The sequence below is a fragment of the Kocuria carniphila genome, from assembly GCF_004136555.1.
Taxonomy (GTDB): Bacteria; Actinomycetota; Actinomycetes; order Actinomycetales; family Micrococcaceae; genus Kocuria; species Kocuria carniphila.
In genome coordinates this window covers 1-16,169 of the sequence record NZ_NOIT01000008.1, presented here as the reverse complement: position 1 = coordinate 16,169, position 16,169 = coordinate 1, and the positions used below count along the sequence as shown (strand labels likewise).

Sequence of the window (16,169 nt, the reverse complement as noted above, 5' to 3'; positions counted from 1 at the left end):
AAATGCGGGATAGGGAACCTTAAACCCTCACGGTCGATGTGGGATGGTGGGACTAACCCGCCGTATACCACTTCATTCCGAGCCCGGAGGACCATCGTGGAGCACTATCCGTCACTCACCGAGACTGTTCTGGCACTGCGCAACGGTCAGGTCACCAGCGAGGACACCGTGAAGTCCTCGCTCGACCGCATCGAAGAGCTCAATGACACCCTGGGCGCGTTCATTCACGTGGATCGTCAAGTTGCTCTGAAGCGGGCCCGAGAGGCGGACGAACAACTGGCCGAGGCGGCGTCGGACCCGTCCGCTGAAGCAGAATTGCCAGCGCTTCTGGGTGTACCCACGGCGTTGAAGGACGGGCACGAAGTTGCGGGGATGCCCACGACCTTCGGAACCCTGATCAACCAGGACGAGAACGGCGAGTTCCCGATCGCTGCCGACTCTGACCCTCTCGCGCAAACCCTTGAGGCAGCCGGCGCCGTGATGGTGGGCAAGACACAAGTCCCGGAGTTCCTGCTCAATTGTTATTCCGAGAACAGAATATTTCCGCCGGCGCGCAATCCCCACTCGCCGGAACACAGCCCTGGGGGCTCCTCTGGTGGCCAGGCTGCGGCTGTGGCATCCGGAATGCTGGCGGGGGCGATCGGTTCGGACGGCGGCGGTTCGGTGCGAATTCCTGCCGCGGCGTGCGGATTGATCGGGCTCAAACCGAACCGTGGACGAGTCCCGAGCAGCGATGCGCTGAACAACGTGGGGCAGTTGGGCGTCAACGGCCCCATCACGCGCACCGCCTTGGACGCCGCCCTACTCATGGATGTGCTGTGCTCCACCCCGGGCCACACCGCCATCGATCGGCCGGTGAAAGCAGTGCCGGAACGGTCGTTCACATCCGTGGTGAGCCGCGCGCTGGCCGGGGATGCACCATGGGGAGATCGTCCGTTACGGATTGGCGTGAATACGGCATCCCCGTTCGAGGGCAGCTACGACATCTCTGTCTCCCCCGAAGCAGAGCTCGCTCTGTCCGAGGGCGTCCGCCAGTTGCAGTCGCTGGGCCACGAAGTTGAAGAAGCCCAGATCAACTACCTGCCCGGTTACGCGGAGAACTTCTTCAAACTGTGGACGACCGCCGTGGGTCAGATCCCCTTGGCCGACGGGCAAGACTCGCACCTGACCGGCCTGGCGCGGCACTTCCGAGAAGCCGCGTTGAACCGCTCGGCCGTGGAGCTGGCGGACGCCGTGAGCGCGATCCGCGTGTTCGAGGCCGACACCATCGCCCAATATGCCCGGTACGACATGATTCTCACGCCAGCTCTAGCGATGCCCCCGCGGCCCATTGGTTGGTACTTCGAGGGCTACGACATGGCCGATCCTCGCAGCGCAGAACGCGACTACGAGCGGCAGTGCCAGTACACCCCCTACACCTCGTTCATCAACGTGGTGGGGCTACCGGCCATCACTGTTCCCACCGTGTGGACGCAGCCGGAATCCGGTGACTACCCCGGCAAGGTGCCGATGGGTGTGCAACTGGTGGGAGCGGCGTCGTCGGAGGCGTGGCTGCTCTCCCTGGCCGCGCAGCTGAACCCGCCCACGGACCCGCGGGCCGCGTGAGTGCAATCGAACGGAACATTGCGTCGCGTCACTGACGAGCGCGGGTTTCCCGAGTAGGTTTGGGGTATGGCGAACCGTGCGGGCACCGTAGCCCAACCCAGTGACCTTGTGAACATCGACGAGCTGATCGCGGCGTATTTCGACCGCGTGCCTGACGCCGGTGATCCCGATCAGCGAGTGGCGTTCGGTACGTCCGGACACCGTGGATCATCACTCAAGACCTCGTTCAACGACACACATATCGCGGCCATCACGCAGGCGATTGTGGAGTACCGCGCGGGGCAGGGCATTACCGGCCCGCTGTTCATGGGCAAGGACACGCACGCGCTGTCCGGGCCCGCGCAGGACACCGCACTCGAGGTGCTCGCGGCCAACGGCGTGAACGTGCTACTGGATTCGCGCGACGGCTTCACGCCCACCCCGGCGCTGTCCCACGCGATCATCAAGTACAACGCGTCCGATGCGGCCGAGCAGGCGGACGGCATTGTCATCACGCCGTCCCACAACCCGCCGGCCGACGGCGGCTTCAAGTACAACCCTCCGCACGGCGGCCCCGCCGATTCTGACGCCACCGAGTGGATCGCCGCGCGCGCCAACGAACTCATGGAGGCCGGGCTCGACGGCGTCAAGCGCGTCTCGAACGACGCCGCTCGGGCCGCAGCGACCACCGGCACCTTCGATTTCCTGGACTCCTATGTTTCGGATCTGCCGTCGATCATCGACCTGGACGTCATCGCGGAATCCGGTCTGCACATTGGCGCGGACCCCATGGGTTCTGCATCCGTGGCGTACTGGGAAGAGATCAGCAAGCGCTTTGGCCTGAACCTCACCGTGGTCAACCCCGAAGTGGACCCGCAGTGGGCGTTCATGACGCTGGACTGGGACGAGAAGATCCGCATGGACTGCTCCTCCCCCAATGCCATGGCCTCCCTGATCGGAAACCGCGACAAGTACGACATCGCAACCGGTAACGATGCGGACACGGACCGGCACGGCATCGTGACCCCGGATGCCGGGCTCATGAACCCGAACCACTACCTGGCCGTGGCTATTGATTACCTGTACCGCAATCGTTCGGGTTGGTCATCGGATGCGGGCGTGGGCAAGACCTTGGTGTCTTCGTCGATCATCGATCGCGTTGCTGACTCGCTGGGCCGGCGTTTGGACGAGGTCCCCGTGGGCTTCAAGTGGTTCGTACCGGGTCTGATTGACGGATCCATCGGTTTCGGTGGTGAAGAGTCTGCGGGCGCATCGTTCCTGCGTATGGACGGTTCCACCTGGACCACCGACAAGGACGGCATCATCTTGGCCCTGTTGGCCGCGGAGATCACGGCGCGCACGGGTAAGACCCCGTCGCAGCGTTACAAGGAGTTGACCGAGGAGTTCGGCGATCCGGTGTACGAGCGCATCGATGCTCCGGCCAACCGTGAGCAGAAGGCAGCGCTGAAAAAGCTCTCCGCAGAGCAGGTCACCACGGACACCCTGGCCGGTGAACCGATCACCGCAAAGCTGACGGAAGCTCCGGGCAACGGCGCTGCAATCGGCGGTTTGAAGGTCGTCACGGAGAACGCGTGGTTCGCGGCCCGACCTTCCGGCACCGAGGACGTGTACAAGATCTACGCGGAGTCCTTCAAGGGTTCCGAGCACCTCGCACAGGTGCAGAAGGAAGCCAAGGCGCTGGTGGATTCGGTGATTGGGTAGGGACTTCTTTCACTTCTGCGGTGATCTCCGCCGGAGCTGAGCATTTCGGGCAGAGGTTGGCGCTGAGACCAGGGGTTTCGGCGCCAACCTCTGCCCCATTTGTTCGTGTGTCCGGTACCCGTCGTTTTGATCGAGCCCCCGCCACACCGGCACGATGGAAGACATGAATACGCAGACCTCGGGCACCACCGTCAAAGTTGAAGTCGGCCATCACGAGCTCATCATCAGGGACCGCTATGAGATCGCCTCGATCTGCAACGACATCCTGATCGGTGTGATCTTCGTAATCGGCTCGTTCTTGTTCTTCTCTGAGGCGACAATGACCATCGCCACGTGGCTGTTCGTTGTGGGAAGTCTCTTGATGCTCGTGCGACCCGTGATTCGGTTGGCCCGCCGGACTCACCTGAAGAAGATTAACCCCCGCAGTGATGCCGCAACCAGTAGAGACTTCTGAGTGATGAACATTCCAGTCCGTAAAGATGCACCTGAGCGGCCCAAAAATGCACTTCTGATGACTGGGATGTCGGGGCCACCGCTCCCCCACCAACTCGTCCAGGGGGCCCGCTGGCGCGAAAGCCCTCAGTCATCAAAAAGCCACTTGGACGCGGTCCAGGTGGCTTTTTCGTGCCTCAGATTTGGCAGTGGCTTAAAGCTGACTCAGATCTCGGCGCGAACAATTAAACCCGCGTCACCCACACCGCTTCCGCCGCGAGAACGCCCATGCTGACCACGGACTGCGGATCGGCAAGGGTGGGCGCAGCAGCGGGAACATCACCAGCACCGTCACCGCCCCCCGCAACACGGCCATGCGCGCCCGCGGCAACAACAGCGGCCGCAGTCCCAACCACCGACACCGCAACCATCCCCGGCGACCCCGAATCCGGCAACACCCGCAACCGCGTACCCGGCACCACGCCAACCCCGGCCAGATAGCGCAAGGTCGCAGGATCATCATCGGACACCCGCACCACGTCAACGGCCACCGGCTCCAGCACATCCACCAGTTGCACAGCCGTGGGTGCGGCGATCACCCCACTCGGCGAAGGAATCACATCCCCGTGCGGATCAGCGGACGGATGCCCCAGCAGCGCATCGATCCGGTCTAAGAACTTCTCCGAGACGGCGTGCTCAAGCACCTCGGCCTCATCGTGCACCTCATCCCACGCGTATCCGAGCTTGGTGGTCAGGAACGTCTCCAGCAGCCGATGCCGCCGCACCATGGTGACCGCCACCGAGCGGCCCTCATCGGTCAGCTCGACCACTCCGTAGGACGGACGCGTCACCATGCCCTGCGCCGTGAGCTTCTTGAGCGCCTCGGACACCGTGGACGCCGCCAGCCCCATGCGCGCGGCCAGGGTCGTGGTGGTGACCTTGTCCGGCGACCACTCGCCCAACTGCCAAATGGTCTTCAGGTAGTCCTGCGTGGAAGAACTGAGCTCTGCGGGTTGCACGTGTCCAGGGTACCGGTCGCCCCGGATTAGAATTTGGCGGGCGGTACTCATTTCCCGGCCGCCCGTCAGACGCCACGCGCCGCTGTCTAGGAGCCTTCATGAGTTCGTCACCGTCCACTCCCCCCACTAACGACGCCGCTGCCCCCGGTCTCGCGGAACGCCTCGGGTTGGGCTGGCGCCTCCACGGGGACGGACGCACCGTGGCCCCCGGCGACGTCGTCACCCCGCGCGAGCGGCTCGTGTGGCCCCGAACGATCTCGATCGGCGCCCAGCACGTGGTGGCCATGTTCGGCGCGACGTTCCTGGTGCCGCTGCTGACCGGATTTCCACCGGCCACCACGCTGTTCTTCTCGGGCATCGGAACCATCCTGTTCCTGATCCTGACCGCGGGACGTGTGCCCTCATACCTGGGCTCGTCGTTCGCGTTCATCGCCCCGATCTCCGCGGCCATGAACCAGTACGGCCCCGGTGGCGCGCTCGGTGGTGTGGTCATGGCCGGCATCGCGTTGGCGATCATCGGCCTGATCGTGCAGCTGGCCGGCACCGGGTGGCTGCAGAAGCTGATGCCGCCACTGGTCACGGGCACCATCGTGGCGCTGATCGGCTTCAATCTGGCACCCTCGGCCAAGGCGAACTTCATGGAAGCCCCGGTCACCGCCATGGTGACCCTGGGCTCCATCATCCTGATCTCCGTGCTGTTTCGCGGTCTGATCGGCCGCCTGTCCATCCTGTTGGGCGTGGCCATCGGCTACATCACCGCCGTGGTCCGCGGCGAGGTCGATTTCACCGCCATCAACGCCGCGTGGCAGGAACAGGGCCTGTTCGGACTCCCCGAGTTCCACACCCCCGAGTTCCACCTGAGCCTGGCCGGGCTCTTCATCCCCGTGATCCTAGTGCTGGTTGCGGAGAACATCGGACACGTGAAGTCCGTGGCCCTCATGACCGGCGACGACCTTGACCCCTACGCCGGCCGCGCCATCATGGCCGACGGCCTGGCCACCATCATCGCCGGCTCCGGCGGCGGTTCCGGTACCACCACGTACGCGGAGAACATCGGCGTCATGGCCGCCACCCGCGTCTACTCCACCGCTGCCTACTGGGTTGCCGCGATCGTCGCGATCCTGCTGAGCATCATGCCCGTATTCGGCGCGGCCGTGGCCACCGTCCCCCAGGGCGTGCTGGGCGGCGCGGCCACGGTGCTGTACGGCATGATCGGCATGCTGGGCGTGCGCATCTGGGTCCAGAACCGCGTGGACTTCTCCAACCCGGTCAACCTCACCACGGCGGCCGTCGCCATGATCGTGGGCATTGCCGACTACACATGGTCCGTGTTCGGCCTGGACTTCGCGGGCATCGCCCTGGGCACCGCCGCGACCCTGGTGGTCTACCACCTCATGGCGTTCATCGCCCGCGTGCGCGGTTCCGTGGGCTCCGACCCGCTGACCCCGGACACGTCCAAGACGCCGTCGCCGTTGGGCTAAATCAGTTGAAGAAGGGCTTGCTCACCATGGTGAACAAGCCCCCACTTCTAGCCCTCGGACTTAGGACCCCTGGTCGCTCCATTTAGCCATGATGAGTTGCTTGGCTTCAGATTCAGACAACTCTTCAATCTCCTCGGCACTCAGGTTCAGTTCTTCACTGAGTGCGCGCCTGAGCCACTCAGGCAATGAACTGGGCGGTGGGGGTTCCTCATTCACCGAGATGTCCTGGAAAAGTCGCCCCATCCCACTAATGACGTCCGCCAGGGGCTTTATCTCTGGCCCGCCGTTAGAACGAAGTTTGGCGATCCGGCCCTTCATTTCTTCGTAGACCTCGGAATCCGAGCGGACTCCTACCGCCCAAACTTCCGAAATTTCGAGAACCGTTGGTCCGCCGGGCTCTTCCTTGACTCGCCACACAATCCTGTAGTGCCGGTCACCGACTACAAGTTTTCGAAAACCCACCAAAGCGCCAAGTAGAGGTTCCCCTGCCAGTGGCGAGCGCTCCAACAGGAGCATCTTCTTGAAGACTGCACGAAGGATGGATGGATCCTTCTTCTTCAAGCGGAACAGATCACTGACTGCGTCTTCTGTCAGCCGTACCACGCAGTGTGAATCTGGAAGATTCACGACCGTGTTGAACCGATTTCAGCAGCTAGCTCTGCTTCGAGTTCTTCGCGAGTAAAGCCAAAAGCCTTCATAGCCTGATCCAGGTCCGTTCTAACTCCTGAATCCGTGGCGAAGCGTGCCATGACCAACGCCGCATCGCGGAGAGTATCCCGATCCCGTCGAAGCTCGTCCATCTCGTCCGCAGAGACCACCTCTGCCACAACTCTCCCGTGCCGCGCCAAAGCGACGTCGTGGCCTTGTTCAGCTGATGACACCAAAGCAGATACGCCGGCACGCGACGCATCGGAAATCGACAAAGTACTCATGTCCCAAATATACACATTTTTCTACACAGAATTCTAGGAGACCATCGAGGCGCGAACCGGGTCTAAGAGACTGCCGCCTCTGAGCTAAATACTCGCGCCGCGCTCAACGACGCCGCTCAGCCACCTCTCCAACGCGGGCCACGCATTGCGCCCGGTCGAGCGGCGCACCAGACCGTGGTGCCCCAGCGAGGAGACGCCCAACTCCCCCGGCGTGAATGTCCTGCGCTCCACGGTGGTGCCAGTGAGCCGGTCGGTGATTTCCTCGATCTGCTCCGGCGTGGCCCAGGGGTCGTCGGACGCACCAACGGCCAGCACAGGAACTGATACCCGAGCGGTACGAGCGGCCGCATCCATCGATGGGTCATCGAAGAAGTAATGCGGTTTCCGCGCCCACTTCCCCCACTCGAGCATGGCGCCGGAAGGCATGTCTTCGCCCAGCCCGGCTCGACGCCCCGGCATGTAGCCGAACACTCGACACAGCACCGGACCGGCCACGTGGAGCACGGCTGCTACGCGGCGTCGTTCGGCGGTGCCGCGCACGGTGCTGGTGACGCCGGCGTGGGATGAGATGGTCACGAATCCGGCGAGGCCCTCGGTGCCGTAGTCCAGTGCGAGCGCATGGGCGCCCACGCTGTGACCAATGGCCACTTGGGGCAGGTCTCCAAATCGCGAGCGAACCCACGAAGCCACCGCCGGAACATCCTGGGCCATCCAGTCGCGCATCCGCAGCTCGGGATGATCCTTGGGCTTGCCGGAGCGGCCAGTGCCACGGAAGTCGTACGTCACCACCGCGTAGCCCCGAGCGGCAAAGTACTCCGCCAGACCACGGTAGAAACGCTCGGGGGTGGCGGTGGCCGGGTGAATCGTCAGCGCGGCGGACGGCTCATCCAAAGGCAACCACAGCGTCCCGGTCACCGAGGAATCCCCGACGACCGGAATCTGCAGCTGCTCGGTTCGGATGCTCACTTCCGGCTCAGTCGAAGAAGACGATGAGGTGCTCAGAACGGCAGCTCGATCTTGCGCTCCACGACCCGGCGAACTTCTTCCGCGTCCACCTCTGCCACGGTGGCCGGGGACCACTGCGGCTTCTTGTCCTTGTCAACCACCATGGCGCGCACGCCCTCCAAGAATTCCTTGGACTGCGCGGCAACCGTGGCCATACTGAGTTCGCGTTCCAGGCAGGAGCGGACGCTATCGTCCTTGGCTCCCGCATTGAGCAGCTCGAAGACACGAACCAGCGAGGTGGGGCTCATACCGTCCAGATCGCTGCCGGCGCGCTCGACAATCGCCTCGAGCGAGTCGCCGCCGTAGGTCTCCTGAACCTCGTCCCACTTGGTGATGATCTCGGAAGCCGGCGGTTCCTGACCGAACTTGGCAACGGCGGCGTCCACACCGTCGGAAATGGTCAGCTCCACGAAAGCCTCGGCATCGGACGAGGAAATGTAAGTGTCGGCCAGGCCCAGGGCAATGGCGTCCGCACCGTTGAAGCGGGCACCGGACAAGCCCAGGTACCGGCCGAATTCCAGCGACGTCTCGCGAGCGCCGCCGGCGGTTTCGCGGGAGACGCGCGGCAGGAAGTGGCTCGCGCCGATGTCCGTGAAGAAGCCGATCGCGGTTTCGGGCATGGCCATCAGGGTGGTTTCGGACACGATGCGGTGTGAGCCGTGCACGGAAATACCCATGCCACCGCCCATCACAATGCCGTTCATCATGGCCACGTACGGCTTGGGGTATTCGGCGATCAGGTTGTCCATCGCGTACTCGGTACCGAAGGTGTCCTCCACCTCGTCCGAGCGGCCATCCAGGGCTGCCTCGCGGACTTCCTTGATGTCACCGCCGGCGCACAGCGCCTTGGGGAGCGTGGACTGCATGACCACCTGCGTGATGGCCGGGTCCTTGGCCCAATCCTGAAGGGCTCCGGCGATCTGGTGGTACATGGAACGGCTCAGCGCGTTGAGCGCCTTTTCGCGCGTGAGCGTGAGCACTCCGGTGCCGCCCACGATTTCTGCCCGGACAAAATTCTCCTGAGATGTGGTCATGATCACCACCCTATCGAGACCGGGCTTGGAGAATTCAGGATTCCAAAGCTTTACGCAGTGCGCCCAACAGGTCCTTGGCGCGGCGGTCCACGTTTTCCGCGAACATCTCGTTGGTGTGGAACGAGAACCCGATCCCGTAGTCCGGCCACGCCCCGTGCAGGCAACCGCCCGCGCCGGAGTGCCCGTAAGCCCGCTCCACGGGACCGTAGGTGTGGATGGGATCCTGCAGCTCGTAGCCCAGACCGAAGCGCAAAGGACGGTCGTTGACCGCATCAAGCCCCTCGGACCACGTCCGGGTGAACAGTTGACGGGTCTCTGCGGATACCAACGCTCCGGACTCCACGAGCGAGTACGCGCGGGCAATCGAATCCGCCCCGCCGATCGCGCCGCCGGATGCCAAGCCCGCCGCGTGGAATGCCGGCGAGTTGGCGGGAAGCTCCTCCCCCATCAGTGCATCGCCGTACATCCGGTCCACGATGGCCCGCCGTTCCGGGTCCTTCAGGAAGGTACTGATCGCGTAGCCGGGCGCGCGGAACACGGGTGCCACGCGCGGCTCCAGAGCTTCCGGCAGTCCCAGGTACAGATCCAGATCGTTGGGTTTCACGATTCGTTCGCCCAGCAGCTGTCCGGCCCGCTGGCCGGTGATGCGCAGCATGATGGCCTCCACCAGGTATCCGAACGTCACCGCGTGATAGGCGACCTTGGAACCCGGCTCCCACACCGGCTTTTGCTGCGCCAGGATCTCGGAATGAGCGGTCAGGCTGTAGAAGCTGTCCGTAGGATCCGGGTCCGTGTAGATCAGCCCCACGGTGTGATTGAGCACCTGCGCGACGGTCACGTTCTGCTTGCCCGCTGCGGCAAACTCCGGCCAGTACTCGGCCACGGGAGCGTGCACGTCCAGGGCGCCATCGTCCACGAGCATGGCCGCCAGCGTGGCCACCATGCCCTTGGTTCCGGAGAACATGACGGCCAGGGTCTCGTCGGTCCACGGCGTCTCCGCCGGATCATCAGGAGACGAACGCCGCTCCTGCGAACCGCCGTGCAAACGAACCAGCGGCTCCCCGTCGCGGTACACGCTGAACGACATGCCGCCGCACGTTTGCCTCAAATGCTGCTCGAAGATCTCCCGGATCACCCGCCCTGTGGTGCCGGGCAGATGGGTTTCGGCGATCAATTCCTGTGCACTTCCGGCGGTCATTCGGTGACGATTCCTTCCCCCTCGCGCTACAGCGTGGGTACGTGCTTCAACAGCGACTTGGTGTAGCCATGCTGCGGGTTACGCAGCACGTGGTCCGTGGGCCCGTAATCAACCAGTCGACCCTTCTCCAACACCGCGAGTTTATGGGACACGTGCCGCGCAAGCGCGATGTTGTGGGTCACGAACAGCATGGCCAGCCCGCGTTCGCGCTGCAGATCGCGCAGCAGCTCGATCACCGAGGCCTGCACGGACACGTCCAGCGCGGAGGTGATCTCATCACACACCAGCACCGAGGGCGCATTCACCAGCGCTCGCGCCACCGCCGCACGTTGCCGCTCACCACCGGAGAGTTCACCGGGCCTGCGGTTGATGTAGCTGCGCCCCAGCCGCACCGCATCCAGCGCGTCGGCCACGGCGGCGCGCCGCTGCTTCCGGGACATTCCGCCGCTCATTTCCAGCGGCACTTCGAGCGAGTCACCAATGCTGCGACGCGGGTTCAGCGATGAGAACGGCGACTGGAAAATGTACTGAATCCGGCGGCGGTCCTCGTTGCTGCGCTTGCGCGTTCCGTTCGCGAGCACGTTGCCTTCCAGCAGCACCTCGCCCGTGTACGCGGCGTTGAGGCCGGCAATGCTGCGCGACAGCGTGGTCTTACCCGAACCGGATTCACCCAAGAGCATGGTGGTCTGGCCCTCGACCAGGTCCAGATTGATGCCGTCCAGAATCACCGCCGGTCCGTACGCCAGCCGCAGGTCGCGTACGGCGACCAACGGTTCATTGGCAGGTTTCGTTTCGGTCGGCGACGCCGCTCGGTCATGTACCTGGGCCGTATCGCCGGTTGACGACGCCGCCCGCTCACCACCGCGCGATGCCTCGTCAGATCGCGCGGGTTCGGCCGCGACCGCGGTGGCACCGGAGGATGCTCCGTGAGCCGACTGGGCGGCGTCGTGCTGGCCGACACCGCGAGCGTTGTCCCGGCCATCGTTCGCGCCGCGCGCGCTATCTGCGACCTGACCGCTATTGGCGACCGGGACGTCGTCGTCATGGCTGTTGTCCCAGGGCGCACGTACCTTGGCACTGGGGCTCACCGCAGGCCCGCCGCCCATGGCGCGTTCACCCTGGAGGTCGGGCACCGCGGCCAGAAGTGTCTTGGTGTAGTCGTGATCAGGATCGTAAAGAACCTTCTCGGCGGGACCGCGTTCCACTATCTCGCCGCGGAGCATGACCGCCACGTCGTTGGCGACCTGGGCGACCACGGCGAGGTCGTGAGTGATGTAGAGGCCGGCGACATCGTGCTTGGTAGTCAACTGGTACACGGTCTTGAGGACCAGGTCCTGGGTGGCCACGTCCAAACCGGTGGTCGGCTCATCCAGGATGATCACGGCGGGGCGGCACGCGAAGGCCATCGCAATGCCGATGCGTTGCTGCTGACCGCCCGAAAGTTGGTGCGGGTAGCGCCGCTGGTACTTCTTGGTGCTGGGCAGGCCCACTTCTTCGAGCACCTCGGCCACGCGAGCCTCGCGTTCCCTACCATTGCGTCCGAACTCGTGGATGCACAGCACCTCGTGGATCTGCTCCCCCACGCGCAACGCACCATTGAGCGAGAGCGCGGGATCCTGAGGAACGTACGCAATGGTGCCGCCGCGCAGCTTACGCACCTGCTTCTCAGACAGCGTCAGCAGGTCCATGTTCTGGTTGAAGAACCGCGACGCACCTTCGTGCAACTGGACGGAGCCACCGCGCAGTTCCAATCCGGTGCGCAAATGGTTCATGCATGCCAGCGCGGCAGTGGTCTTACCAGAACCGGACTCACCCACCAGGGCCAGAATGCGCCCGGGCGTGAGGTCGAAATCGACGTCCTTGAGGATCAGGTCCCCGCCTTGAACACCCAGGGACAGGTCGCGCACGGAAATGGCCGTGGCCACCGTGGCCTTGGGAACGGTAGTTGTGCTGACCATTTACTTGTCCTTTCGCGCGGAACCGGTGGTGCGGCCCGCTGAGGCGCCGGACACGGCGTCGGCAATGAGGTTGGTGCCCACGGTAAGAATGGCGATCGCGATCACCGGCAGGATCACGCCCCATGGCTGGAGCGAAAGCGCAATGCGGTTCTCGTTGATCATCAGGCCCCAGTCCGCGGTGGGCGGCTGCATGCCCAATCCCAGGAACGACAGCGAGGCGACGGCGCCGATCGAATACGTCATGCGCAAGCCCATCTCCACCATGAGAGGGCCCATGATGTTGGGGACCACGTCCCGGCCCAGAATCTTCCACTGGGGCACGGCGTACATTTGCGAGGCCAGTACGTAGTCCTCCGCGACCACACCGGAGGTGGCCGAGCGAATCACGCGGGCCACGCGCGGTGCGTGGGTGATGCCGATGACCACCACGAGCACCCAGCCCTGCGGGCCCAGCACGGTAATGGCGAGCATTGCGAAGACCAGCTGCGGGATGGCCAGCAGCACGTCACCGGTGCGCATAATGGCCGAGTCCATCCAGCCGCCGCGGAACGCCGCGAGCATGCCGAGAACGGTGCCGAGCCCAACGCCCAACACTGTGGCCAGGGCCGAGTACAGCAGCAGTCGCCAGCCGCCCTCAAGGAACCGGGAGAGTACGTCACGGCCCAGATTGTCCGTGCCGAAGATGTCGTACTGGAACGGTTTGCCCGCGTACGAGGTAGGACCGTAACCGGTCCACGCGGGAACCACGAACGGACCCGCGATGGCCACCAACAACACCAGGCCGGTCAGCACCAGGCCGAACTTGGCCTCGGGTTGGGACAGGAACCGGCGGAAGAAGGAAACAGGACGGGCGTCCCCGCGGGACTCCGCAGGTTCAAAACTTGCTGCGGGCTGGGTGACCGGAGTTTCCGGTGTCACCGGTTGATGGTTCTGCGCGCTCATTTGGAGGACTCCGTCCGCAGCTTGGGATTGGCCAGGATGCCGATCACATCAGCAATGAGGTTCACGACCACGTAGAACGCGGCAATGATCATGGACAGTGCTTGAACCACCTGAACGTCACGGATCTGCACCGCGTCCACCATGGCCTGGCCCAGACCGGGATAGCGGAAGAGGAACTCGACCACCACAATGCCGCCGGCCAACCAGGCCAACTGCATGGCCACGACCTGCGCGACCGGTCCGATCGCGTGAGGCAGCGCGTGTTTCATGATCACTTGGCGTTCGGGGACACCCTTGAGTCGGGCCATCTCCACGTAGCCGGAATCGAGCACGTCCAGCATGGTGGTTCGGGTCATGCGAATCATGTACGGAACCACCACGAGCACCAGAGTCAGGGTGGGAAGCACCAGCTGCAACGGGTAATCCCACACGCGCGTTCCCGGCGCCGCCATGGTCACGGAGGGCAAAAGCTGGAACACCGTGGTGGACAGCAGCGTGGTCAGGGCAATACCGATCACGAACTCGGGCAACGCCGCCAACACCAGCGAGATGCCGGTCAGGGTGTGGTCGGTCGTGCGACCGCGGCGCATGGCCGACCAGGTGCCGAGCAGGATGCCTACGGGGATGGAGATGACCGCGGCAATGATCATGAGCAGTACGGATGCAGAAACCTTCTGCCCCAGCAGCTCGTTGACCGAACCGCCGGTTGCCGCCGAGGTACCCAGGTCTCCAACCAGTAGTCCACCCAGCCACGTGAAATAGCGCTCGTACCACGGGTCATTCAGGTTCAGCTGTTCACGCAGTGCCGCGAGGCGTTCCGGCGTAGCCTGCTGACCGAGGATTGCCTGCGCCGGGTCACCGGGCAACAGGAGGGTGAAGACGAACACCACCACGGAAACCGCCAGCAGCACGAAGACCGAGATGCCCAGGCGTTTGAGAATCATTTTTCCCACGGGTTACTCGCTTTCCTGTGCAATCCACAGATGCCGGAACTGGAAACCGCTCACCGGCATACCCGTGCGGTAGGTCATGGTTCCCCCCACATAGTTCTGATAGGCATCGGCCTGGTTGAAGAATCCCCACACGATGTAGCCGCCGGCGTCGTGGAGTATTTTCTGCAATTGACCGATCAGTTCGTTGCGTTCGTCGTCGTCCAGCGTGGCGCGCGCTTTGTTGTAGAGCTCGATGAATTCAGGCTCCGCCCAATGGGTCTCGTTGAATGGAGATCCCGGTAGCGTGCCGTTGGCCGTCTGGGGCAAGAAGTTTCGTGTCAACCAGAAATCCTGAGCAAACGGGTACTGCAAGTAGCCATCGCCGAAGAACGTGGTGGTGTCCACGCGGCGCAGGCTCACGTTGATGCCGGCTTCCGAGGCCTGCTCTGCGAAGACCTGCGCGGACTCTACGGCTCCGGCTTGGATGGGCGCGGTGACCAGTTCTACGTCCAGCCCGTCCGCGTAGCCGGCATCGGCCAACAGTTGTTTGGCCTTTTCGATGTCACGAGTGCGCTGCGGCAATTCAGGTGTGCCGGGGTCGAACGGTGCGTACATGTCGTTGCCCACCGTGCCGTGTCCGGAGAAGACCTGCTCCACCATCTGCTCACGGTCGACCACGAGCTTGAACGCCTCGCGCACCCGGGGGTCATCGAACGGCTCCACGTCCACGCGCATCGTGAACGGCAACCAACCGCCGGTTTCGGACATCTCGGTGAAGATGCGCGGGTCGGTTCCCACCACGTCCACGAGCGCCATGGGCAGCTGGCCGACCGCATCAACTTGGGAGGACAGCAGAGCGTTGACCATCGCGTCCTCGTCGTTGAAGTTCATCATGTGAACTTCATCCAAGATCGGTGCGCCGCCCCAGTAGTTCGGGTTCTTCTTGAGCACCGTGATCTGACCGGGTTCGAACTGTCCCAGGGTGAACGGTCCGGTACCGATCGGATGTGCGGGATCGTAGTCCGGGGGCACGATGCCCACCGCGTACTCCGCCGTCGAGTAAATGAACGCGGCATCCGGTTCGGACAACTCGAACCGAACCGTGTGATCGTCCACGGCCACGGTTTTTTCCAGACTCGCCAGACCGGACGCACCCGATTTGGGGTTGTCAGGATCTGTTACTCGGTCGTAGGAGAACACGACGTCCGCTGCAGTCATCGGGCGGCCGTCGTGGAAGGTGACATCGTCGCGCAGTTTGAAGACCCAGGCCCGCCCATCGTCTACGGGTTCGGCGCTGACCGCGAGCGCCGGCACCGGTTCGTAGTCCTGGTCGAACTCGTAGAGCCGGTCATAGAGGTTGATCACACGACCGCCGTCCGGAGTGGTCACAGGCACGTGCGCATCCACGACATCCGCGGCACCACCACCTGCGAGTCCAACTCGCAAAATGCCACCGGGCTCCGGCTCTCCGGTAGCCGCAGTACCCGAGAAGGCCTGCTCCGTGTTACTTCCGCAACCAGCCAGCGCGAACACCGCGGCCGTCGCGCCCACGCCCAGGAAACCGCGTCGTGACAATGCCCGACGCCGCGCAGCCGAGCGACGCTCGTTGCGCACCCCTCCGGCGTGGTCCGGAGAGTGATGTGGATAGGGTTCTGCGCTCATATTTCCTCGCTGTTGAGACACGACGTTGTGAGACTCCTGGCGAGCGCCCTTCGGAAAACAGGGCGTGCCGTGGCATGCCCACACGGGCACACCATTGGGACAGGGAAATGTAGCTACGGGATCTTGCTGAGACAGCCGATCCACCGCGAACGGACGAAGCCCACCGGCTGGCGAGCCGGGCCGTGGGCGGACGTCTTGCCTCATGTCAAGATGTCCGGATGGTGTTCGTGCTTGCCTCAGGTGAAATGTCCGCGTAGCTCACGCGGCG

General features: G+C 63.9%; 14 protein-coding genes. 4 read left to right on the top strand and 10 right to left on the bottom strand.

Going from position 1 to position 16,169, the window contains the following annotated elements; genetic code table 11:
• Window positions 1-96 precede the first annotated feature (96 nt).
• The 3 genes from EWV37_RS07030 (at window position 97) to EWV37_RS07020 (ending at window position 3,760) form a co-directional block, all read left to right on the top strand.
• Window positions 97-1,605, top strand: a complete 1,509-nt coding sequence (locus EWV37_RS07030) for an amidase (protein WP_129700707.1) — start codon at window positions 97-99, stop codon at window positions 1,603-1,605.
• A gap of 66 nt (window positions 1,606-1,671) precedes the next feature.
• A complete protein-coding gene (gene pgm / locus EWV37_RS07025; RefSeq protein WP_129700705.1) occupies window positions 1,672-3,306 on the top strand; it encodes a phosphoglucomutase (alpha-D-glucose-1,6-bisphosphate-dependent) in 1,635 nt (544 codons plus the stop codon).
• 163 nt (window positions 3,307-3,469) lie between these two features.
• Window positions 3,470-3,760 carry a YrhK family protein gene (locus EWV37_RS07020; RefSeq protein WP_193554306.1) on the top strand — a complete coding sequence of 97 codons (291 nt, stop codon included), beginning with the start codon at window positions 3,470-3,472 and terminating at the stop codon, window positions 3,758-3,760.
• A gap of 223 nt (window positions 3,761-3,983) precedes the next feature.
• On the opposite strand, the gene EWV37_RS07015 is transcribed toward EWV37_RS07020, so the two are convergent.
• Window positions 3,984-4,757, bottom strand: a complete 774-nt coding sequence (locus tag EWV37_RS07015) for a metal-dependent transcriptional regulator (protein ID WP_202976193.1) — start codon at window positions 4,755-4,757, stop codon at window positions 3,984-3,986.
• Between the two features lie 98 nt (window positions 4,758-4,855).
• On the opposite strand from EWV37_RS07015, the gene EWV37_RS07010 reads away from it, so the two are divergent.
• Complete coding sequence (locus tag EWV37_RS07010) at window positions 4,856-6,238, top strand: uracil-xanthine permease family protein (protein WP_129700699.1); 1,383 nt, start codon at window positions 4,856-4,858, stop codon at window positions 6,236-6,238.
• A 60-nt stretch (window positions 6,239-6,298) separates the two neighbouring features.
• Here EWV37_RS07010 and EWV37_RS07005 read toward each other — a convergent pair whose 3' ends face one another.
• From EWV37_RS07005 to EWV37_RS06965, 9 genes are all read right to left on the bottom strand, one after another.
• Complete coding sequence (locus tag EWV37_RS07005; protein WP_129700698.1) at window positions 6,299-6,865, bottom strand: type II toxin-antitoxin system RelE family toxin; 567 nt, start codon at window positions 6,863-6,865, stop codon at window positions 6,299-6,301.
• Window positions 6,862-7,170 (bottom strand): type II toxin-antitoxin system Phd/YefM family antitoxin, encoded by a 309-nt coding sequence (locus EWV37_RS07000; protein WP_095797671.1) that lies wholly within the window; start codon window positions 7,168-7,170, stop codon window positions 6,862-6,864. The genes EWV37_RS07005 and EWV37_RS07000 overlap by 4 nt, the downstream gene beginning before the upstream one ends.
• Window positions 7,171-7,254: 84 nt before the next feature.
• On the bottom strand, window positions 7,255-8,136 hold the full coding sequence (locus tag EWV37_RS06995) for an alpha/beta hydrolase family protein (protein WP_129700696.1): 882 nt from the start codon (window positions 8,134-8,136) through the stop codon (window positions 7,255-7,257).
• Window positions 8,137-8,168: 32 nt separating this feature from the next.
• Window positions 8,169-9,209 (bottom strand): enoyl-CoA hydratase/isomerase family protein, encoded by a 1,041-nt coding sequence (locus EWV37_RS06990; RefSeq protein ID WP_238663117.1) that lies wholly within the window; start codon window positions 9,207-9,209, stop codon window positions 8,169-8,171.
• 34 nt (window positions 9,210-9,243) lie between these two features.
• Window positions 9,244-10,407 carry a serine hydrolase domain-containing protein gene (locus EWV37_RS06985; RefSeq protein WP_129700692.1) on the bottom strand — a complete coding sequence of 388 codons (1,164 nt, stop codon included), beginning with the start codon at window positions 10,405-10,407 and terminating at the stop codon, window positions 9,244-9,246.
• Between the two features lie 26 nt (window positions 10,408-10,433).
• Window positions 10,434-12,365, bottom strand: coding sequence for an ATP-binding cassette domain-containing protein (locus tag EWV37_RS06980; RefSeq protein ID WP_129700690.1), 1,932 nt, complete (start codon window positions 12,363-12,365; stop codon window positions 10,434-10,436).
• Entirely contained in the window at window positions 12,366-13,307 is a 942-nt protein-coding gene (locus EWV37_RS06975) for an ABC transporter permease (protein ID WP_129700688.1), read from the bottom strand. It abuts the gene before it with no gap.
• Window positions 13,304-14,260: an ABC transporter permease gene (locus EWV37_RS06970; RefSeq protein ID WP_129700686.1), complete on the bottom strand. Its 957-nt coding sequence runs from the start codon at window positions 14,258-14,260 to the stop codon at window positions 13,304-13,306. The genes EWV37_RS06975 and EWV37_RS06970 overlap by 4 nt, the downstream gene beginning before the upstream one ends.
• A 3-nt stretch (window positions 14,261-14,263) precedes the next feature.
• The gene (locus EWV37_RS06965; protein ID WP_129700685.1) at window positions 14,264-15,901 is read right to left on the bottom strand and encodes an ABC transporter substrate-binding protein; all 1,638 of its coding nucleotides are present in this window, start codon (window positions 15,899-15,901) and stop codon (window positions 14,264-14,266) included.
• Between the last annotated feature and the right edge of the window lie 268 nt (window positions 15,902-16,169).

Excerpts from the sequence above, each read along its gene's own strand:
- pgm (WP_129700705.1), top strand. The coding sequence starts at position 1,672 with ATGGCGAACCGTGCGGGCACCGTAGCCCAACCCAGTGACCTTGTGAAC.
- EWV37_RS07020 (WP_193554306.1), top strand. The coding sequence starts at position 3,470 with ATGAATACGCAGACCTCGGGCACCACCGTCAAAGTTGAAGTCGGCCAT.
- EWV37_RS07010 (WP_129700699.1), top strand. The coding sequence starts at position 4,856 with ATGAGTTCGTCACCGTCCACTCCCCCCACTAACGACGCCGCTGCCCCC.
- EWV37_RS07000 (WP_095797671.1), bottom strand. The coding sequence starts at position 7,170 with ATGAGTACTTTGTCGATTTCCGATGCGTCGCGTGCCGGCGTATCTGCT.
- EWV37_RS06990 (WP_238663117.1), bottom strand. The coding sequence starts at position 9,209 with ATGACCACATCTCAGGAGAATTTTGTCCGGGCAGAAATCGTGGGCGGC.
- EWV37_RS06985 (WP_129700692.1), bottom strand. The coding sequence starts at position 10,407 with ATGACCGCCGGAAGTGCACAGGAATTGATCGCCGAAACCCATCTGCCC.
- EWV37_RS06980 (WP_129700690.1), bottom strand. The coding sequence starts at position 12,365 with ATGGTCAGCACAACTACCGTTCCCAAGGCCACGGTGGCCACGGCCATT.
- EWV37_RS06975 (WP_129700688.1), bottom strand. The coding sequence starts at position 13,307 with ATGAGCGCGCAGAACCATCAACCGGTGACACCGGAAACTCCGGTCACC.
- EWV37_RS06965 (WP_129700685.1), bottom strand. The coding sequence starts at position 15,901 with ATGAGCGCAGAACCCTATCCACATCACTCTCCGGACCACGCCGGAGGG.